At 63.8% G+C, this 18,560-nt stretch carries 18 protein-coding genes, 1 tRNA gene and 2 pseudogenes; 7 read left to right on the forward strand and 14 right to left on the reverse strand.

Annotation, left to right across the window (positions count from 1 at the left end; genetic code table 11):
- Positions 1-55: 55 nt before the first annotated feature.
- From ACTCHC_RS12825 to ACTCHC_RS12860, 8 genes and pseudogenes are all read right to left on the reverse strand, one after another.
- Complete coding sequence (locus ACTCHC_RS12825) at positions 56-475, reverse strand: DUF934 domain-containing protein (protein WP_463022913.1); 420 nt, start codon at positions 473-475, stop codon at positions 56-58.
- 30 nt (positions 476-505) lie between these two features.
- Positions 506-1,249 (reverse strand): annotated as a pseudogene (locus tag ACTCHC_RS12830) (phosphoadenylyl-sulfate reductase); the annotation flags it as partial.
- On the reverse strand, positions 1,239-2,909 hold the full coding sequence (locus tag ACTCHC_RS12835) for a nitrite/sulfite reductase (RefSeq protein ID WP_463022896.1): 1,671 nt from the start codon (positions 2,907-2,909) through the stop codon (positions 1,239-1,241). The gene ACTCHC_RS12835 and the pseudogene ACTCHC_RS12830, both read right to left, overlap by 11 nt.
- Positions 2,902-3,210, reverse strand: a complete 309-nt coding sequence (locus ACTCHC_RS12840) for a DUF2849 domain-containing protein (RefSeq protein WP_463022897.1) — start codon at positions 3,208-3,210, stop codon at positions 2,902-2,904. The genes ACTCHC_RS12835 and ACTCHC_RS12840 overlap by 8 nt, the downstream gene beginning before the upstream one ends.
- Positions 3,207-4,595: a siroheme synthase CysG gene (cysG, locus tag ACTCHC_RS12845; RefSeq protein ID WP_463022898.1), complete on the reverse strand. Its 1,389-nt coding sequence runs from the start codon at positions 4,593-4,595 to the stop codon at positions 3,207-3,209. Before cysG ends, ACTCHC_RS12840 begins: the two co-directional genes overlap by 4 nt.
- A 198-nt stretch (positions 4,596-4,793) precedes the next feature.
- Positions 4,794-5,873, reverse strand: a complete 1,080-nt coding sequence (locus tag ACTCHC_RS12850) for a hypothetical protein (protein ID WP_463022899.1) — start codon at positions 5,871-5,873, stop codon at positions 4,794-4,796.
- A 74-nt stretch (positions 5,874-5,947) separates the two neighbouring features.
- Complete coding sequence (locus tag ACTCHC_RS12855; RefSeq protein ID WP_463022900.1) at positions 5,948-6,670, reverse strand: RlmE family RNA methyltransferase; 723 nt, start codon at positions 6,668-6,670, stop codon at positions 5,948-5,950.
- A gap of 80 nt (positions 6,671-6,750) precedes the next feature.
- The gene (locus tag ACTCHC_RS12860; protein WP_463022901.1) at positions 6,751-7,863 is read right to left on the reverse strand and encodes a Ppx/GppA phosphatase family protein; all 1,113 of its coding nucleotides are present in this window, start codon (positions 7,861-7,863) and stop codon (positions 6,751-6,753) included.
- 167 nt (positions 7,864-8,030) lie between these two features.
- On the opposite strand from ACTCHC_RS12860, the gene ACTCHC_RS12865 reads away from it, so the two are divergent.
- The 5 genes from ACTCHC_RS12865 to ACTCHC_RS12885 all read left to right on the forward strand — a co-directional run bounded on the left by ACTCHC_RS12865 (position 8,031) and on the right by ACTCHC_RS12885 (position 11,865).
- Positions 8,031-8,327 carry a virulence factor gene (locus ACTCHC_RS12865; protein WP_463022902.1) on the forward strand — a complete coding sequence of 99 codons (297 nt, stop codon included), beginning with the start codon at positions 8,031-8,033 and terminating at the stop codon, positions 8,325-8,327.
- 66 nt (positions 8,328-8,393) lie between these two features.
- The gene (locus ACTCHC_RS12870; protein ID WP_463022903.1) at positions 8,394-9,371 is read left to right on the forward strand and encodes a methyltetrahydrofolate cobalamin methyltransferase; all 978 of its coding nucleotides are present in this window, start codon (positions 8,394-8,396) and stop codon (positions 9,369-9,371) included.
- A gap of 59 nt (positions 9,372-9,430) precedes the next feature.
- Positions 9,431-9,637: an N-(5'-phosphoribosyl)anthranilate isomerase gene (locus ACTCHC_RS12875; protein ID WP_463022904.1), complete on the forward strand. Its 207-nt coding sequence runs from the start codon at positions 9,431-9,433 to the stop codon at positions 9,635-9,637.
- Between the two features lie 79 nt (positions 9,638-9,716).
- The gene (locus ACTCHC_RS12880; RefSeq protein ID WP_463022905.1) at positions 9,717-11,747 is read left to right on the forward strand and encodes an ASKHA domain-containing protein; all 2,031 of its coding nucleotides are present in this window, start codon (positions 9,717-9,719) and stop codon (positions 11,745-11,747) included.
- A 44-nt stretch (positions 11,748-11,791) separates the two neighbouring features.
- A tRNA-Gly gene (locus tag ACTCHC_RS12885) sits at positions 11,792-11,865 on the forward strand.
- A 106-nt stretch (positions 11,866-11,971) separates the two neighbouring features.
- Here ACTCHC_RS12885 and pgi read toward each other — a convergent pair.
- From pgi to ACTCHC_RS12905, 4 genes are all read right to left on the reverse strand, one after another.
- Positions 11,972-13,600, reverse strand: coding sequence for a glucose-6-phosphate isomerase (pgi, locus tag ACTCHC_RS12890; protein ID WP_463022906.1), 1,629 nt, complete (start codon positions 13,598-13,600; stop codon positions 11,972-11,974).
- A gap of 1 nt (position 13,601) precedes the next feature.
- The gene (gene pgl, locus ACTCHC_RS12895; RefSeq protein ID WP_463022907.1) at positions 13,602-14,276 is read right to left on the reverse strand and encodes a 6-phosphogluconolactonase; all 675 of its coding nucleotides are present in this window, start codon (positions 14,274-14,276) and stop codon (positions 13,602-13,604) included.
- Positions 14,273-15,727: a glucose-6-phosphate dehydrogenase gene (gene zwf, locus ACTCHC_RS12900; RefSeq protein WP_463022908.1), complete on the reverse strand. Its 1,455-nt coding sequence runs from the start codon at positions 15,725-15,727 to the stop codon at positions 14,273-14,275. Before zwf ends, pgl begins: the two co-directional genes overlap by 4 nt.
- 76 nt (positions 15,728-15,803) lie before the next feature.
- Positions 15,804-16,388, reverse strand: coding sequence for an HNH endonuclease (locus tag ACTCHC_RS12905; protein WP_463022909.1), 585 nt, complete (start codon positions 16,386-16,388; stop codon positions 15,804-15,806).
- Between the two features lie 223 nt (positions 16,389-16,611).
- Here ACTCHC_RS12905 and ACTCHC_RS12910 point away from each other — a divergent pair, with 223 nt between their 5' ends.
- Positions 16,612-17,040: a VOC family protein gene (locus tag ACTCHC_RS12910; RefSeq protein ID WP_463022910.1), complete on the forward strand. Its 429-nt coding sequence runs from the start codon at positions 16,612-16,614 to the stop codon at positions 17,038-17,040.
- Here the strand turns inward: ACTCHC_RS12910 and ACTCHC_RS12915 are convergent.
- Together ACTCHC_RS12915 and ACTCHC_RS12920 are read right to left on the reverse strand one after the other, a co-directional pair.
- Positions 17,037-17,705 (reverse strand): alpha/beta hydrolase, encoded by a 669-nt coding sequence (locus ACTCHC_RS12915; RefSeq protein WP_463022911.1) that lies wholly within the window; start codon positions 17,703-17,705, stop codon positions 17,037-17,039. The genes ACTCHC_RS12910 and ACTCHC_RS12915 overlap by 4 nt on opposite strands.
- On the reverse strand, positions 17,702-18,331 hold the full coding sequence (locus ACTCHC_RS12920) for a DNA-3-methyladenine glycosylase family protein (RefSeq protein WP_463022912.1): 630 nt from the start codon (positions 18,329-18,331) through the stop codon (positions 17,702-17,704). Before ACTCHC_RS12920 ends, ACTCHC_RS12915 begins: the two co-directional genes overlap by 4 nt.
- A 72-nt stretch (positions 18,332-18,403) precedes the next feature.
- On the opposite strand from ACTCHC_RS12920, the pseudogene ACTCHC_RS12925 reads away from it, so the two are divergent.
- Positions 18,404-18,560 (forward strand): annotated as a pseudogene (locus ACTCHC_RS12925) (MFS transporter); the annotation flags it as partial.

Raw genomic sequence — 18,560 nt, forward strand, 5'->3', positions numbered from 1 at the left:
GACGGGGAAAAGCCGTCCTGAAACTTTTCCCCGTAAAATTCTTCGTGAAGAATTTTCAGGCCTGCCCGCGCAGACGGTTCTGGTAGTCGCCCGCGCGCCAGTCGGCCCGCGCCTGCCATTGTTCCCAGGGCTGACGCCGTGCCAGATCGGCGGATATTTCCACCTCGTCAAAGCCCGACCGGCGGGCCATCGCATATTGATCGGCGATCACATGGCCATGCGCGCGCAGACGCCCGCCATAGCCCATCAGCCGCAACCGCCGCGCCAGCGTGAAACCGCGCCCATCGCTGAAGGCGGCAAAGGCGATGCGGATCATCTCGACCCCGTCCAGACGCCCGGCCAGCAGGGCGGCATCCGTATCCGACGCCAGATCCAGCGCCGTTACCCCGGCGCCAAGATCTTCAACGCTTGTGAAATCGCGTTCCTGGCTGTCGCGGGCAAAGCCCTGATCGGTGACGATGACATTGCCTGGCATGGCGTCCTCCTTTTTTACCTCTTCCACCGGCAGCGGGCCGCGCACGATCTTGCCATTGATGAAATGGATGCCGCATTCTTCCTTGTCCTGGCCGCGCCAGCGCCCGGCGCGCGGGTCTTCACCCGGCGCGACGCGGCTGGTGCAGGGCGCGCAGCCGATTGACGGATAGCCGCGCGCGATCAGCGGGTGACGCGGCAGGCGGTTGTTGATCATGTATTCCTGCACATCCTTGGGCCGCCAATGCGCCAGCGGATTGACCTTGATGCGCTGATCGCCCTCGTTTTCAAAGAAATCGAGCGTGGCGCGCGACGCCCCCTGGAACCGTTTGCGCCCGGTGATCCAGGCGTCAAACCCGCCCAGGGCGCGTTCCAGAGGCTCGGTCTTGCGCAGATCGCAGCAGGCATCGGTGCTGGCCAGATGCAACAGCCCGTCAGGATCGCGCGCCGCCAGCGATTCCGGGCGCGCACGGATCGTGCGGATATCGGTCAGGCCCAACGCGGCCGAGACCTCGGCCTGATAGGTCAGCGTTTCGGGGAACAGCATCTGCGTGTCGATGAACAGGATCGGCGTGGCCCGGTCCAGCACCGACAGCATATGCAACAGCACCACCGATTCCGCGCCAAAGGACGACACCAGCGCGATGCGCCCGACCGCCGGGTCGTTCAGCGCATAGCGCAGCACGTCCAATGCGGCGTGGTTGCGATAGCGTTCGTTCAGATGCGCGACCCGTTCGGCCACAGGGGCCAGCGGGGCCGTCACGGCATCAGGCAGCATTGCGTTTCCCTTCGTCGCCATAAAGTGCGGCCTTGAACGGCTCCATCCCCAGACGGCGATAGGCCATCAGGAAGGTTTCCGCCGGGCCGTCGCGCAGGTCCAGATAGGTCAGGACCAGCTTTTCGACCGCGCCGGTGATCTCATCGGCCGGAAAGCCCGGCCCGGTGCGCTCACCAATCGCCGCATCCTGCGTGCCATCGCCGCCCAGCGTGATCTGATAATTTTCCACGCCCGCGCGGTCCAGCCCCAGAATGCCGATATGGCCGACATGGTGATGCCCGCAGGCATTGATGCAGCCCGAGATTTTCAGCTTCAGCGGCCCGATTTCATGTTCCAGCTTCAACGCGTCGAACCGCTGCGCAATCTCCTGGGCAATGGGGATCGAGCGCGCCGTGGCCAGCGCGCAATAATCCATGCCCGGGCAGGCGATGATATCGGACACCAGCCCGATATTGGCCGTGGCCAGACCCGCGCCCGACAGGGCGGCATGCAGTTCGGGCAGGTGCGATTTATGCACATGCGGCAGCACGATATTTTGTTCATGGCTGACGCGCAGCTCGTCATGGCCCAGACGTTCCGCCAGATCGGCCATCAGGCGCATCTGGTCGGATGTCGCATCGCCCGGCGTCGCCCCATGCGCCTTCAGCGAAATGGTGACGATGGCGTAATCGGGGTTGCGATGCAGCGCCAGATTGGTATCGGCCCAGGCGCGGAACACCGGATCGGCATCGCGTGCGGCGTGATAGCCGTCGATGGGGGCCTTGAGATAAGCAGGCGTCGGAAACGCCTCGGCAATTTCGGCCAGCAGCGCCTGATCGGCGCCGTGGAAGGTGGCGCGGCGGGTGGCAAACTCGGCCTCGACCAGATCGCGGATGGTGTCGATACCGTTCTCATGCACCGTGATCTTGATGCGCGCCTTGTATTTATTGTCGCGCCGTCCCAGCAGGTTATAGACCGCGACGATTGCCTCGAGATAAGGCAGCAGATCGGCGCGCGGCAGAAATTCGCGGATGACCTTGCCGATCATCGGTGTGCGGCCCAGGCCGCCACCCACGATCACCTCGAACCCCGGCACGCCATCGGATGAGCGCACCATGCGCAGCCCGATATCATGGGCCTTGACCACGGCACGGTCATTGGGGCTGCCGGTGATGGCGATCTTGAACTTGCGTGGCAGGAACTGAAACTCGGGATGGTCGGTGGACCATTGGCGGATCAGCTCGGCATAGGGGCGCGGGTCTTCGATTTCGTCAGCGGCGGCCCCGGCGAACTGGTCGGATGTGACGTTGCGGATCGTGTTGCCGCTGGTCTGGATCGCGTGCATTTCCACAGCGGCCAGCGCGTCCATGATATCGGGCACATCGGCCAGCTTGGGCCAGTTATACTGGATGTTCTGGCGCGTGGTGAAATGGCCATAGCCCTTGTCCCAGCGATCGGCGATCATCGCCAATTGCCGCATCTGGCGCGACGACAGCACGCCATAAGGCACCGCAACCCGCAGCATATAGGCATGAAGTTGCAGATAGAGACCGTTCATCAGGCGCAGCGGGCGAAATTCGTCCTCGGTCAGATCACCGGCGATGCGGCGTTCGACCTGGGCGCGGAACTGGGTGGTGCGGGCGCGGATAAAGGCCGCGTCAAAGTCGTTATACTTATACATCGGCGTTCTCCACCTGCTTGCCATGGGCATAGTTGGACGGGCCGCGCGTGCGGAACGCCTCGCGGAAATGGGTGGGCTCGGGTCCGTTCGGCCCCATCTTCGCATCGGCCAGATAGGCCCCGACCACCACATGCGACTGGCTTGTCGCCATCAGCAGGCGGATCTGGGCATGGGCCTCGTCCTCGATCAGTTCGGCGCGGGCCATATCCCGCACCCAGGTATCATCCTCGGCCAGCCAGACGGCATCGCCCAGCAACAGTGCATTGGCGGTCACGACCTTGGGGGTGAATGTGCGGCTCATATCGCGCCCTCTTTGATGTCTTGAAGAATGGATTGCGCCTGTGCGCCGCGCGGCGACAGGCCGTAAAGAATGACGGCGGGGCCGGTCAGCCCGTCCAGTGCCTGCGGCAAGGTCGCCAGCGTGGCGGCCACGACCCGGGTTTCGGGACGCCCGGCATCGGCGACGATGGTAACGGGCGTGGCCGCATCGGCCCCGTGCATGATCAGCCGCCCCTGCACAAACCGCGCCGCGCGCTTGCCCATATAGATCGCCGCGACCTCGCCCGCCCGCGCCAGCGCGCGCCAGTCGTGATCGGCAAAGCCCGCAACGTCATGCCCCGTCAGCATCCGGAACGACGAATTGCGCCCGCGCCGGGTGAAGGATTGCCCGATCTGTGCCACCGCCGCCGTGGCCGCGGTGATGCCGGGCGTGATCGCCCAGGCGATACCGGCCGCATCCAGCGCATCGGTTTCATCATCAAGCCGCCCGAACACGCCCGGATCGCCGGATTTCAGCCGCACGACATGGGCACCCCGGCCCGCATGGTCGATCATCAGCGCGTTGATATCGGCCTGCGCCATCGACGGGCCAAAGCCGCGCTTGCCGGCCTCGATCACCAATGCCTCGCGCCGGGCCAGGTCCAGCACCGGCTGCGGCACAAGCTGGTCGTGGATCACCACATCGGCGCGGTCCAGCAAGGTGCGGGCGCGCAGGGTCAGCAATTCAGGATCGCCCGGCCCCGCGCCCACCAGATCGACGCGGCCCTTTTGCGGGGCGGCTGACAGGTGGCGCGCCAGCAGATCGTCCAGCGCCGGGGTCAGCGCGTCCTGCCCCTGTGCCAGCGCCTGCGGTCCGGTGCGGAAATAGTAATCCCCCCAGAAATCGCGCCGCTTGCGCCCCATCGGCAAGCGGTCGGCCAGCGGGCGAAACGCCTTGCCGATCCGGGCCAGCAGGCCCAGCGTGGCGGGCAGGCGCGCCTCAAGATCGGCCTTGATCGCGCGGGCCAGCACGGGGGCCGCACCCTCGGTGCCGATGGCAACCGTTACCGGGTCACGATCCACGATGGCGGGGGTGATGAAATCAGAGGACAGATCATCGACGATATTGACCAGCGCGCCCGCCGCCCGGCCAATTGCGGCCACGCGTGCATCTTCGGCGGCGTCTTCATTGGCGCCGTAAACCAGCGCCGCCCCATCGGCATCGCCAGCCGCCAGCGCGCGGGCGATCAGCGTCAAACGCCCCTGCCCGGCCCAATCGGCGATCTGCGCATCGGCACCCGGCGCATAGACCACAATCGCTGCCTGCGTTTTCAGCAGCAGCCGCAGCTTGGCCACGGCCGCCGCACTACCGCCCGAAACGACGATGCGGCGGCCCTTGGTGGCCAGGAAGATTGGGAAATGGTTCATGGTTCGGGCTTTCTGCTTCCCCACCAATATAGGACATTATCCCACATCATGACTATAATGTGCGCCCAATAAGAACATTTTACCGCGATGCGGCATGCCATACGACATGGTTTCAATATCGGCGAAAACTCGGGACAATGCTCTGCCCCAGACCACTGGAATGGAAAACCGTTTGGCGAACCGGCCTGCCGCCAAGGGTTATTTTCGGGCGGAAGGAATGAAAAACCGTGGATCGAACGGGATTTCCAGGCTTTCGCCGGCTTCTTCCGTCAGCACCAGACGCGGCCCTTTCTGGGCAATCGCGACGATAGACCGCCAGCCCGCAGGGCGCGGGATGCAACCGATGGCATGGCGGATGACATGGGACTGCCCCGATCGAAGCGCCAGCCCCGTCGGCACCCCCAGACGATCCAGAACCGCGGCCTCACCCTGACCCGACCCAGCGGTGCAGCCATCTTCGATGCCCAGCACGCCGATATGGCGGCCCTTCCAGGGCGAATAATCACGGCCACCATTGGAATACCACAGCATCGTGACAGGCAACACCCTGGGATCTTTCAGGAAAAACACGATGTCATTGCTTTCCCGGCGGATGACCGCAGTCCAGCCAAGGCTGTTGCCCGCTGCCTCGACCAGGGTCACGAAATCCTCGTGCCGGCCTTGTTTGGGATACTGCCCCAGATCGACCGCCCCCTCTGCACCGGGAAAGCGGCGCAGATCGGTGCCCGCCGCCGGATAGCGCAGCCAGTTTCGCCCCGGCTCGGGCGGCGTATCGCCGGTCAGGGCCATCTGCTTGGGTGAAAAGGTGATCGCATCGCCGCCCGAAAGCCGCAGCATCGGATGATGCGCGACAGGCAACGCTCCTTCGCCGCCGGTGATGATATGCGACTGATACAGGATCGGCTCGTCCGGGCGCAGGCGCAGTTCCTTTTCGACACAGGCACCCCGAACGCTGCGCTGCAATTCCAGCCGCGCCACCGCCGCCCTGCCCGAATGCACCATTTCCGCAGCGGTCCATGCGCTGTTGGCGGTCCAGCCATGAATGGGGCCATCATCCGACGCCCCGAAAGGCGCGCAAAAGAAATCTCCTGACAGGCGGCGCTCGACCGGCGGGATCGTCAGATCGGCCTGAATCGCGGGCTCGTCAAGCCAGGGCGCGCTGTGCAAGGGCGACAGCACACGCTGGCCCCCGGCGAAAGTCAATCCACGCAGGGACCCCAGCCAGGGATCCAGTTCAACATTCGCCCCGGCAACCGCAAGTTTAAGCGTTTCGGTCACCCCAGTCTCTTTCGCGTCATCCTGCGGGCACTTTAGGCAAGTGCGCCCGTGGCGATAACCCCCCGGTCCGGAAACTAAGTGTTGCTTTCGGTTTGGCCGCGAAACCCCGATGCCACAACGAATTTTTCCGAACTGTCCGACCGGCTGGCCCCTGGTTTGACATTGGCGACCGACCGGAACCGCTGTTTCAGCAGCTTTTGCAATTCGCCTTCGGCCCCGCCGGCCAGAACCTTGGCGACAAAGGTGCCGCCCTCCTCCAACACGTCAAAGGCGAAATAGGCGGCCGCCTCGCACAAGGCGATGATGCGCAGGTGGTCTGTCTGCTTGTGACCTGAACTGGCGGCGGCCATGTCCGACATTACCACATCGGCCTTGCCGCCCAGCCACAGCTTGACCTGTTCATCGGCATCGTCGGCCATGAAATCAAGCTGATGCAGCTCGGCCCCCGCGATGGGTTCGACCGCTTGCAGATCAACACCCAGCACCCGGCCGACCTTCTTGCCGGATTTGTCGCCAAGCGCATTCACGCGCTTGACGGCAATCTGGCACCAGCCGCCTGGCGCACAGCCCAGATCGACGACTCGTGCGCCGGGCACCAGAAACCGGTATTTGTCGTCAAGTTCGCTGATCTTGAAGGCCGCACGCCCGCGAAAGCCTTCAGCCTTGGCGCGTTTGACATAGGGATCGTTCAACTGGCGCTGCAGCCACAGCGTCGAAGACAGCTTGCGCCCGCGCGCAGTCTTGACCTTGACTGTCAGATCGCGTTGCCCGCGCCCACTGGAATTCTTTTCCGCCATGGTTCCCGTTTCTTTCGCCCCCGCATCCACTGCCACTGCCGCAATTCGGCACAGCCCGCAACCCCGGCGCGCGGGGCCGATCAGAACAGCCCGTCTTCCAGAACGCCATCCGCGCTCATCTGCGCGTAAAGCAGCCCTTCGCGCAGGCCACGATCGGCGACCGACAGCTGATCGGTGGGCCAGACCCGCATCAGCGCCTGCAAGATCGCGGCCCCCGACATGATCAGCGAATGCCGGTCACGCCCGATGCGCGGATCGCTGCGCCGCCCTTCGGGCCCAAGCGCCAGATAATCGCGGATCACGCGGTCGATCTGGTCAGAGGTCATGCGCAAACCGTCAACCTTGGTCCGGTCATAGCGTTTGAGGCCCAGAAACGACGCGGCCACCGTGGTGACCGTGCCGCTTGTGCCGATGATCTGAAACCCCTCGCGCTTCTGTTCTGACGCATAGGGCGAGAAATCGGCCAGGTTTTCTTCGAAAAACCAGCTCATCAGGGCAAATCTGGCCGCGTCATCATCCACGTCGATGAACTGATCCTTCAGCGTGGCCACCCCCAGCGGCACCGAAATCCAGTCGACCACCTTGGCGGCGTTGAAGGGGCTGTCGATCGAATGAAACCCTGCATGCAGGCGCATGATGGCCCGCGCGCGCTCGGCGCGCGGCACCGATGACAGATCAATCCAGACCAGTTCCGTCGAACCGCCGCCGATATCGACCACCAGCAACTGTTCGGTCCGGCTCGAGACCAGCGGCGCACAGGAAATCACCGCCATGCGGGCTTCTTCCTCGGTCTGGATCACCTCAAGCCGCAGCCCGGTTTCGCGTTCGACCAGCCCGATCAGATCATGCGAATTGCTGGCGCGCCGGCAGGCTTCGGTCGCCACCAGGCGCATGCGCTGCACCTCGTGGCGGTCCAGTTTGCCCCGACAGATGCGAAGGGCCTGCACCGTGCGGTTGATCGAGGCCCGCGACAACCGCCCCGAGGCCTCTAGCCCCAGACCAAGCTGCACCGATTTGGAAAAACTGTCCACGACATGAAATTGACTGCCCTTGGGCTGGGCAATCAGCATGCGACAACTGTTTGTGCCTAAATCCAGCGCGGCATAAAGCTGTGCCGGATCGGGCATGACCGGCGCAGGTGGTTCAACCGCTTTGGGGAACGCGCCGACACCGTTGGGACGCTTGGGCGCCATCTGATCGCCCTCCGGTTTGGTTATCGCTAACCTAATCCGCCCCCGCGCCATGCGCAAGCATCGCATGCGCGCTTCATAATGATCTTGAGGATTTTTCCGGCCACGGGCAGTGGCGGCGCGCGCCTGCACAGGCTAGATTCCCTTAGAAGCCGCCAAAAGGAAATTCCATGCCGGATGTAGTCATCGTTTACTGGCGCGATATTCCCGCGCAGGTCATTGTCGGCAAGGGCCGCGCGGCCGCCAAACGGGTGCTGGATGAACGGTTCGAACAGGCCATCGACCGCTGCGCCATGAAGGTGGGCGCGCACGAGTCCGATGCCTATCTGGCCGAATGGCGCCGTGGCGCGCCCTATGCAATGGATGGCATCCCCGCCGAGATCGCCGAGGCCGAGGCCACCCGGCTGGAGACCAGCCTTGACCGTGCCGCCCTGAAGGCGCTGATTGACAAGGACGGCTGGGCCTGAGCGCGCGGCTTGCCGCAGCCCGGCTTTGCAGACATAACGCTTGCAACCCATTCCAAGGACAGACCCATGACCCGCACCGTAATCGAATCCGCCACCAAGACCGTGACCATCGGCTTTGACGAACCCTTCTGCGTGATCGGCGAGCGGATCAACCCCACAGGCCGCAAGAAGCTGGCCGCCGAGCTGGAGGCAGGCGATTTTTCCACCGTCGAGCGTGACGCGCTGGAACAGGTCGCTTGCGGCGCGATGGTGCTGGATGTGAATTCGGGCGCGGTCTTTACCAACAAGATGGCCGAAGACCCGCGCTATGCCGATAACAACTTTGTCGAACCGCCCCTGATGCGCGATCTGATCGCCCGTGTTCAGGCGCTGGTCGATGTGCCACTGTGTATCGACAGCTCGGTCCCCGATGCGCTGAAGGCGGGGCTTGAGGCCGCAAACGGGCGCCCCTTGCTGAATTCCGTGACAGGCGAGGAAGAGCGGCTGGAACTGGTGCTGCCGCTGGTCAAGAAATACAACGTGCCGGTGGTGGCCATTTCCAATGACGACACCGGCATTTCCGAAGACCCCGACGTGCGCTTTGCCGTGGCGAAAAAGATCGTGGAACGCGCCGCCGATTTCGGCATTCCCGCCCATGACATCGTGGTCGACCCGCTGGTGATGCCGATCGGGGCGATGGCCACGGCGGGGCAACAGGTGTTTGCGCTGGTGCGCCGGTTGCGCGATGAGCTGGGCGTGAACACCACCTGCGGCGCGTCGAATGTCAGTTTTGGCCTGCCGCAGCGGCACGGGATCAATGCGGCCTTCCTGCCGATGGCAATCGGCGCGGGCATGACCAGCGCCATCATGAACCCGGTTCGCGCCGTCGAGATGGAGGCGATCCGGGCCGCGAATTTCCTGATGAACCATGACGACAACGGCTATGAATGGATCAAGTTCAGCCGCATCCTGGATGCGGTGGCCGAAGGGGCCAGCTTTGCCGAGGCGTCCAAGGCCTCTGCCAATGCGGGCGGCAGCCGGGGCGGCAGACGGCGGCGGCGGTAAGAAGGTGTTAACCATGGGCGTGGCACAAACGGCGCATGAGCTTTGTGCAGACAATCCACATGAACGACATCTGGCTGGACCAGATATTCGCCGCCAAGTCAGCTGGGCGCGGCGGCGTCGTGCGGCGCAACATCCTGGATGTGGACCGCAAGATCGGCCGGCGGCGGCTGGAACTGGAAGTGCGGCGCCGTGGTTTTCACTTGATCCATTGCGGCACCCAATATGTGATCATTTGCGACCCCGCGGCGCTGAAGGTCATCTGTTAGAAAAATTTTCACGAAAATTTTTCGCGTCGAAGATTTTTCGTGAAAAATCTTTGTGCCGTCGCGCGCGCGCGGTCGTGGCATGACCGATCCGCTGGTCATCTTCACCCCTTCGGGCAAACGCGGGCATTTCCCTGCCGGCACCCCTGTGCTGACCGCCGCGCGAAAACTGGGCGTCGATCTGGATTCGGTCTGCGGCGGGCGCGGCATCTGCTCGCGCTGTCAGGTCGCCCCCTCTTTTGGCGCGCATTCCAAACACGGATTGACCTGCGATGAAAACGCGCTGTCGCCCGTCAACGCGGTTGAAGAGCGTTACGATCGTGTGCGCGGGCTGAAACCGGGCCGCCGTCTGGGCTGTCAGGCCACGATTCAAGCCGATATCGTGATCGACGTGCCCCCAGAAAGCCAGGTCCATAAACAGGTCATCCGCAAACAGGCCGATACCCGTCCCATCACGATGGACCCCGCGACCCGGCTTTATCTGGTGGATGTGGCCCAGCCGGACATGCATGAACCCTCGGGCGATTTCGAGCGCCTGCGCGCAGCGCTGGCCGATCAGTGGGGGATCGAGGAGTTGACCGCCCCTCTGCCCGTTCTGGCCCGGCTGCAACCCATCTTGCGCGAAGGCAACTGGCAGATCACGCTGGCGGTGCATCGCGACCATACCGGCGCGCCGCCGCGCCTGATCGACCTGTGGCCAGGCTTTTACGATGGCGGGCTTTTCGGGCTGGCCATCGACCTTGGATCGACCACCATCGCCGCCCATCTGTGCGATCTGACCGATGGCAGCGTTCTGGCCTCGGCAGGGGTCATGAACCCGCAGATCCGCTTTGGCGAAGATCTGATGAGCCGGGTATCCTATGTGATGATGAACCCGGGCGGCGACGCCGAAATGACAGCCGCAGTGCGGGCCGCCCTGAACGACCTGGCGACGCAGCTTTGCGCGCAGGCGCAGATAGATCCGCGTGCCATTGTCGAGGCAACGGTGGTCTGCAACCCTGTCATGCACCATCTTTTGCTGGGCATTGATCCTGTCGAACTGGGTCAGGCGCCTTTTGCGCTGGCCCTGTCCGAGGCGCTGACGCTGGATGCCGGCCAGTTGCACCTGAATGCCATCAACCCCATGGCGCGCGCCTATATCCTGCCTTGCATCGCCGGGCATGTGGGTGCGGACGCCGCCGCGGTGGCGCTGGCCGAAGAACCGCAGAAATCCGACGATCTGATGCTGATCGTCGATGTCGGCACTAATGCCGAGATCATTCTGGGCGACAAGACCCGCGTGCTGGCCTGTTCCTCGCCCACCGGGCCGGCATTCGAGGGCGCGCAGATCAGTTCGGGCCAGCGCGCCGCCCCCGGTGCGATCGAACGGGTGCGGATCGACCCGGTGACCAAGGAACCCCGCTTCAGCGTCATCGGCTGCGATCTGTGGTCGGACGATCCCGGCTTTGCCGCCGCCACGACAACCACCGGCGTGACCGGCATCTGCGGATCGGGCATCATTGAGGCCGTGGCCGAAATGCGCATGGCGGGCCTTCTGGATGCCTCGGGCCTGATCGGATCGGCCGAACAGACCGGCACGCCGCTGTGCCAGGCCGAAGGCCGCACCCATGCCTATCTGATCCATGATGGCAGCGCGGATGGCGGTCCGCGCATCACCGTCACGCAGAACGATATCCGCGCAATTCAACTGGCGAAATCAGCGCTTTACGCGGGGGCGCGCCTGTTGATGGACGAATTCGGCGTCGACCGAGTGGACCGCGTCGTGCTGGCCGGGGCCTTTGGTGCCCATATCAGCCCGCTGCACGCGATGGTGCTGGGAATGATCCCCGATGCGCCGCTGAACCGCGTCACATCGGCAGGCAATGCCGCCGGCACCGGGGCGCGGATCGCGCTGTGCAGCATCGCCGCGCGCTCTGAGGTCGAGGCGCTGGTGCGTCAGATCCACAAGATCGAAACCGCGATCGAGCCGCGCTTTCAGGAGCATTTCATCGCCGCCAACGCCATCCCGCATGCCAGCGATCCCTTCCCGGAACTGGGCCGGGTCGTGACGTTGCCGGACCCACGGTTCAACAGCGGCGAGGGTGGCAACCGGCGCAGACGCAGGCGCGAGTGACGGCTTGACCGTCCGTGCGGCATTGACTATTTCAGGGGCCTGCGGCGGGTGTAGCTCAATGGCAGAGCAGAAGCTTCCCAAGCTTACGACGAGGGTTCGATTCCCTTCACCCGCTCCAATGTCATGAAACGGTTTGAAATGGCCGCGCAAGCGCGGCGCATTGCCTTCGGCGAGAGTATTTTCACCAAGAAGATGGACAGACCAGACAGAGCATTCGCCCGGATCTAGCGGCCGAATTCTGGCAAACCATCGCCGTAATGGGTCTGAATGAACTCGACCAGTTGCCGGGTCGATCCGTCGCCGGCCACAGCCGGGTTGCCGGTCAGGACCGGCTCCAGCGATTTGGCGAGTTCCTTGCCCAGTTCCACCCCCCATTGATCGAAGCTGTTGATGCCAAGGATCACACCTTCGACAAAGACCCGGTGTTCGTAAAGCGCCAGAATGCGGCCCAGCATATCGGGTGTCAGGCGCGGATAGATCAGGGTGGTCGACGGCCGGTTGCCGGGGAAGACCCGGTGGCGGGCCTGGCGTTCCAGATCTGTCCCGCGCAGCCCGGCCTGTGCCATCATTGCGCGCGCCTGATCCAGGCTGCGCCCCAGCATCAGGGCCTGCGCCTGGGCCAGGCAATTGGCGACCAGAAGCCGGTGATGGCGGCTGCGGCCCAGTTCATTGCCCTCGGCGGCGACCAGAAATTCGCAGGGCACGATCTGGGTGCCCTGATGGATCAGCTGATAGAACGCATGCTGGCCATTGGTGCCCGGCTCGCCCCAGACAACCGGCCCCGAAGGCCGTTGCAGATCGTCGCCATCCATCGCCACGCGCTTGCCGTTGCTTTCCATTTCCAGCTGCTGAAGATAGGCTGGCAGCCGCGCAAGCTGCTGGTCATAGGGCAGCACGGCGCGTGTGGGATAGCCGCAGAATTGATGGTGCCACAGACCCACCAGCGCCAGCAGCACCGGCAGGTTCCGGTCAAAGGGCGCGGTGCAAAAATGGGTGTCCATGGCTTCGGCCCCGCGCAGCAGGGCGCGGAAATTGTCGGGCCCGATCGCGATCATGACCGACAGACCGATCGGGCCCCAGACCGAATAGCGCCCGCCGACCCAGTCTTCGAAACCGAAGACCCGTTCCGGCGGAATGCCGAAGGCGGCGGTCTTGTCCAGGGCGCTGGACAGGGCCACGAACTGTGCCGCCGGATCGGCGACCCGGGCCGCCATCATCTTGCGCGCGGTATCGGCATTGGTCATGGTTTCGATCGTCGTGAAGGTTTTCGACGCCACGATGACCAGGGTGCGGGTCAGATCCAGCCCACGCATGGCCTGCGCAATATGCGAGCCATCCACATTCGAGACGAAATGCACCCGCGGCCCGTCGGCATAAGAGGCCAGCGCCTGCATCGCCATCACCGGCCCCAGATCAGAGCCGCCAATGCCGATATTGACCACATCGGTGATACTGCCGCCCTGCCCGGTGATCCGGCCCGCACGCAGGTCATCGGCGAAGACCGACATGCGACCCAGCGTGGCATGGACATCGGGCATGACATCGCGCCCGTCGACCATGACCGTCCCGCCGCTGCGGCGCAGGGCAGTGTGCAAGACGGCACGGTTTTCGGTTTCGTTGATCTTCTGCCCGGCGAACATGGCATCGCGCCGGGCCGCGACCTGTGTGGAATTTGCCAGGGCAATCAGCTTGTCCAGCGTGGCGCGGTCAAGGTTGGTCTTGGAGAAATCGAACAGCATATCGTCCAGGCGGGACGAGAACGCGGCGGCACGCTTGTCATCTTCGAACAAATCGCTGATCCGGCGGGATTGTGCGGCCTGTGCAGCCGTCTGAAGGTCAGTCCAGAGTTTCATGTCATTCAGCCCAGTGAACAGTCGCTGTTTTCAGGATGGCGGCGATGGGCGCCTGCTGCGGGTCGCCAAGTGCCGCCGCCCGTTCCAGCGCGGCGCGCTTGTCCTTGCCAGTGATCACCACATGGATATTCAGCGCACCCGACAGGGCCGGCGCGGTCAGCGTCACGCGCGGTTCCGTTTCGCCGGAAACATGCAGGGCCATCAATGCCGGCGCATCTTCGGCCAGCGCCGCCTGAAGGCCGGGATTGCCCGCAAACAACGAGGCAGTATGCATATCGACCCCCATCCCCAGCAACAATACGTCGATGGGCAATGCCGCCCGCAAGGCCGGTTCCAAGTCGGCAACGGCATCATCGGGCGTGGTCGCGCTGCGGTAATAGGGCTGAAAATCGGCAGCCGCGGCCCGGTCGGCCAGCAGGTGCCGGCGCACCAGCGCGGCGTTCGATCTGGGATGGTCTTCGGGCACCCAGCGTTCATCGGTCAGCACGATCCGCACCCGTGCCCAATCCAGATCGACGCCGCAAAGCGCGTCGAAAACCGGGCCGGGCGTTGTGCCGCCGGGCACGGCCAGAAGCGCCTGATTTTTGCTGCGCAGCGCCACGCCCAGTTCACCGGCCAGTTGCTGGGCCAGGTCGATCATCATCATTTCGCGATCGGCATAGGTCTGAAATTTCATGGCCTGACCTCGCGCCAGCGCCGCCCGTCGCGATGCATCAGCATCAGCGCCTCTTCGGGGCCGGCACTGCCCGCATCATAGGGGCGCGGCGCGCCGCCCCGCGCCTGCCAGCCGGCAATGGCGGTATCGGTCCAGGCCCAGGCGGCCTCGACCTCGTCGCCGCGCATGAACAGGGTCTGGTTGCCCCGGATCACATCCATGATCAGGCGCTCATAAGCATCGGGAATATCTTCGGCATCGGGGCCCAGGGCCTCTTTGAACGACATGTCCAGCGGCACCTGGATCAGGCGTATGCCACCGGGGCCGGGCTCCTTGATGGTTACTTTCAGGTCGATGCCCTCGTTGGGTTGCAGGCGGATCACCAGAACATTGGCCTTTTGCCCGTCGGATTCGCCAAAGATCGAATGCGGCGGCTCCTTGAACACGATGGCGATTTCCGAGCAGCGCGCCCGCAGCCGCTTGCCGGTGCGCAGATAGAAGGGTGTGCCCTTCCAGCGCCAGTTCGATACGTTCAGCTTCAACGCGATGAAACTTTCCGTATCGCTGGCCTTTACCCCTGCATCGGCGGCATAGCCGGGCATGTCGGAGGTGCCCAGATACTGGCCGCGCACGATGTCGTCAGGCTGCACCGGGTCCAGCGCGCGGATCACCTTGAGCTTTTCGTCACGCACCGCATCGGGATCAAAGGCATAGGGTGGCTCCATCGCGATCAGGCACAAAAGCTGCATCAAGTGGTTCTGCACCATATCGCGCATCGCGCCGGCGCGATCGTAATAATCGCCCCGCCCGGCCACGCCAACGGTTTCGGCCACAGTGATCTGCACGTGATCGATGGTGCGCGCATTCCACAGCGGTTCGAACAGCATATTGGCGAAACGCACCGCCATAAGGTTCTGCACGGTTTCCTTGCCCAGATAATGGTCGATGCGGTAAATCTGCGCCTCGTCGAAATGCTGCGCCAGCGTGGCATTCAGGGCTGTGGCGCTTTGCAGATCATGGCCGAAGGGTTTTTCGACCACGATGCGCGTCTGCGGCCCGGCGATGCCATGATCGTGCAACCGTTCCGCCAGCGCCCCGAACAGGCCAGGCCCCACCGAGAAATAGAACACCTGAACCACGTCATGACGCATCAATGCCGCCAGTTCGGCCCAGCCCCCATCGCCCGTGCCATCAACCGGCAGATAGCTGACATGGCGCAAGAACGCGCCGATCGACAGCGCGTCGCGCCGGTCGCCGGGCACGAAACGAAACAGCGCATCCTGCACCAGTTCGCGAAAGGCCGCATCGTCCATTTCGCTGCGCGCCACCCCGATGATACGCGCGGCGGGCGGCATCTGCCCGGCGCAGAACCGCCGGTAAAGGCCCGGAAATATCTTGCGCTGCGCCAGATCGCCGGTGCCACCGAACACGATCAGGTCAAAGGGATCCACCGGGATGATACGAGAGGCCATGGCGTCTTTCTGCGGTTCTGCTGGCTGCGCCGGGTCAGACTAACACCCCCTGACGCCAGCGAAAACGGCTTTCGTGTCAGGCTTCCAGTTCGGCATCCCAGTACAGGAAATCCAGCCAGCTGTCATGCAGATGATTGGGCGGAAACCTGCGCCCCATGTTGCGCATTTCCTCGGCGCCGGGCTGGCGCGGGGTCTTGCGCAGGGTCATGCCCGACTGGCGCAGGCTGCGTGATCCCTTGCGCAGATTGCAGGGCGAACAGGCCGCCACCACGTTTTCCCAGCTTGTTATTCCGCCGCGGGCGCGCGGCACGACATGATCAAAGGTCAGATCGCCCCTGGCCCCGCAATACTGGCAGGAAAATTCGTCCCGCAAGAATAAATTAAAGCGCGTGAAGGCCACGCGCTTTTGGGGTTTCACATAATCTTTGAGAACGACGACCGACGGTATCCTGATCGTGGTCGTCGGACTTCGCACGAACTGATCATATTCGGCAACGATATCGACCCGGTCCAGATAGGCCGCCTTGACCGCCTCTTGCCAGGGCCAAAGCGACAGCGGGTAATAGGACAGCGGGCGATAGTCGGCATTCAGCACCAGCGCGGGATAATGGCGCGTATATTGTGGTTCGCGCACAAAGCTTGTCCTGAAATCGCCATCCATATGCTGAGACCTCGTCGTTCTGGCGTGCCCTTGTCCTGCACCCGCGTCTGGATGCACATTGCTGTTGCGTAAGACTATATATTGCCTTCTGCCCTTGGCAAGCCCCGCAATATGCTGTGTTTGACCGATGTGTTAGGCTGACTCGGTAACAACAGCGTGACGTTATCCACAACCTTCGCGCGCGGGGCGTGACCCATGGGGGGCAATATGCAATGATGGCCTCATGACATCCGCACCGCCCCCGCCCTTATCCGGCATCCTGGAAGCAGCCCTTTACGCCCGCGACCTGGACGCCGCCGAGGGTTTTTACAGCAGCGTTATGGGGCTGGAACGGATCACCCGCCTGCATGATCGGCATGTCTTCTTTCGGGTCGGAAACAGCATCTTGCTGATCTTCAACCCGGACCTGACCGTCGAGCCGCCCCACAACCCCGATATGCCCGTGCCTCCCCACGGGGCGCAGGGGCCGGGCCATGTCTGCCTGTCCGCCAGTGCCGGCCAGATTGACCAGTGGCGCGACCGCCTTGTCGCGGCGGGCCACCCCATCGAGGCCGATTTTCGCTGGCCCAACGGCGCCCGGTCGATCTATTTCCGTGATCCGGCCGGCAATTCCGTCGAAATCGCCGAACCCCGGCTGTGGTTTGAAACCTAGTCGTCCATCCCCAGCCGGTCACGCATGAAGGCCAGTGCGACCGACAAGCCATCCACCGCGATGCCATGCCCGGTGCCCTTCATCACATGGCCATAAACCTGGAAGCCGGCCTGGGTCAGCGCCTCGCCAGCCTCGGGCATGGCGGCGATCGGCACCATTTCGTCGGAATCCCCATGCACCAGCAGAACCGGCGGGCGGCTGCGCACGTCATCCTCCAGCAATTCGGGGCGCAAAACGCGGCCCGAAAAGGCCACGATACCCGCCACCGGATCGGCCCGGCGCGGCGCCACATGCAGGCTCATCATCGTGCCCTGCGAAAAGCCGAACAGGATCAGCCGGTCCGGTGTCAGGCCTTCTTCCGACAGGGCTGCATCCAGAAAGGCGTTTATATCATCCACCGCGCGGGCCATCCCGGCATCGGCGGCCTCTTGCGATGATCCGTCCAGCCATGGGATGGGAAACCACTGAAACCCGAAGGGCGCACCGGGAACGGATTCGGGCGCGTCAGGCGCGACAAAGGCCGTGCCGGGCATATGCGGCCCCAGCGTATCGGCCAGCCCAAGCAGATCGGCCCCGTTCGCGCCATAGCCATGCAAAAACACCACCAGCGATGTTGCACTGCCTTTGGCAGGCCCGCGCCGGTCGCTTGTCAGAACTCGCGTCATCTGATCCCTTCCCTGTCCTTTGCGACATGGTAATAGGCCCAAAGCGCACGCGCCGCAACGCCGCGCCACGGCGACCATGGCAGCGCCATTTCGCGCAAGATCCGCTCGCCGGGGCGGCTTTCCAGTCCGAACAACAGCCGCGCCGATTCCTGCAAGGCCAGGTCGCCGGGCGCGAAGACATCGGCCCGGCCCAACGAGAACATCGCGTAAATCTCGGCCGTCCAGTGCCCGATGCCGGGCACCTGCACCAATGTCGCGATCACCTCTTCGGTCGGCTGGCCGCGCAACGCGGCATAATCAATGCCGGCCCCGGCCAGCGCGCGGGCATATCGGATTTTCTGGCGGCTCAGCCCGCAGGCGCGCAGATCATCGTCGCTGGCCCACAGAATCTTGCGCGGGCCAGTCAGGCGGGCAAGCTTCATCCGCCCCCAGATCGCATCTGCCGCCGCCACCGAAACCTGCTGGCTGACAATCGCATCCAGAAGCGCCTCGAACCCGTCGCGCCGCCGTCGCAGCGGCAACGGCCCGGTCAGCGACAGCGCATGGGCAAAGCGCGGCTCGACCCGGGCCAGATGCGCGCAACCTTCTTCCAGGCATTCCGGCGAGTGAATAATCCGCCCGACCATACGGCCCCCTTTGCCCGATATGCGACGAAAATGCCGCTTCCTTCAGCAGAACTGAAACGCTATTGCAGATGAATGACAGATATCGCCGCCCCTGTGCAAGACGACAGCCGCGCCCGCCGGAACGTGACCGTTCTGGTGATGGCCCAGGCGTTTCTTGGCGCGCAGATGCCGATGATCTTTACCATTGGCGGGCTGGCGGGGCAGTCTTTGGCGAAAAACCCCTGTTTCG

The organism is Actibacterium sp., from assembly GCF_055134745.1.

Coding starts and splice junctions, on each gene's coding strand:
- pgi (WP_463022906.1), bottom strand. CDS start 13,600: ATGAAACTCTGGACTGACCTTCAGACGGCTGCACAGGCCGCACAATCC.
- ACTCHC_RS12865 (WP_463022902.1), top strand. CDS start 8,031: ATGCCGGATGTAGTCATCGTTTACTGGCGCGATATTCCCGCGCAGGTC.
- ACTCHC_RS12870 (WP_463022903.1), top strand. CDS start 8,394: ATGACCCGCACCGTAATCGAATCCGCCACCAAGACCGTGACCATCGGC.
- ACTCHC_RS12920 (WP_463022912.1), bottom strand. CDS start 18,331: ATGGTCGGGCGGATTATTCACTCGCCGGAATGCCTGGAAGAAGGTTGC.
- cysG (WP_463022898.1), bottom strand. CDS start 4,595: ATGAACCATTTCCCAATCTTCCTGGCCACCAAGGGCCGCCGCATCGTC.
- ACTCHC_RS12855 (WP_463022900.1), bottom strand. CDS start 6,670: ATGGCGGAAAAGAATTCCAGTGGGCGCGGGCAACGCGATCTGACAGTC.
- ACTCHC_RS12835 (WP_463022896.1), bottom strand. CDS start 2,909: ATGTATAAGTATAACGACTTTGACGCGGCCTTTATCCGCGCCCGCACC.
- ACTCHC_RS12860 (WP_463022901.1), bottom strand. CDS start 7,863: ATGGCGCCCAAGCGTCCCAACGGTGTCGGCGCGTTCCCCAAAGCGGTT.
- ACTCHC_RS12905 (WP_463022909.1), bottom strand. CDS start 16,388: ATGGATGGCGATTTCAGGACAAGCTTTGTGCGCGAACCACAATATACG.
- ACTCHC_RS12875 (WP_463022904.1), top strand. CDS start 9,431: ATGAACGACATCTGGCTGGACCAGATATTCGCCGCCAAGTCAGCTGGG.
- ACTCHC_RS12825 (WP_463022913.1), bottom strand. CDS start 475: ATGCCAGGCAATGTCATCGTCACCGATCAGGGCTTTGCCCGCGACAGC.
- ACTCHC_RS12880 (WP_463022905.1), top strand. CDS start 9,717: ATGACCGATCCGCTGGTCATCTTCACCCCTTCGGGCAAACGCGGGCAT.
- ACTCHC_RS12840 (WP_463022897.1), bottom strand. CDS start 3,210: ATGAGCCGCACATTCACCCCCAAGGTCGTGACCGCCAATGCACTGTTG.
- ACTCHC_RS12910 (WP_463022910.1), top strand. CDS start 16,612: ATGACATCCGCACCGCCCCCGCCCTTATCCGGCATCCTGGAAGCAGCC.
- zwf (WP_463022908.1), bottom strand. CDS start 15,727: ATGGCCTCTCGTATCATCCCGGTGGATCCCTTTGACCTGATCGTGTTC.
- ACTCHC_RS12915 (WP_463022911.1), bottom strand. CDS start 17,705: ATGACGCGAGTTCTGACAAGCGACCGGCGCGGGCCTGCCAAAGGCAGT.
- pgl (WP_463022907.1), bottom strand. CDS start 14,276: ATGAAATTTCAGACCTATGCCGATCGCGAAATGATGATGATCGACCTG.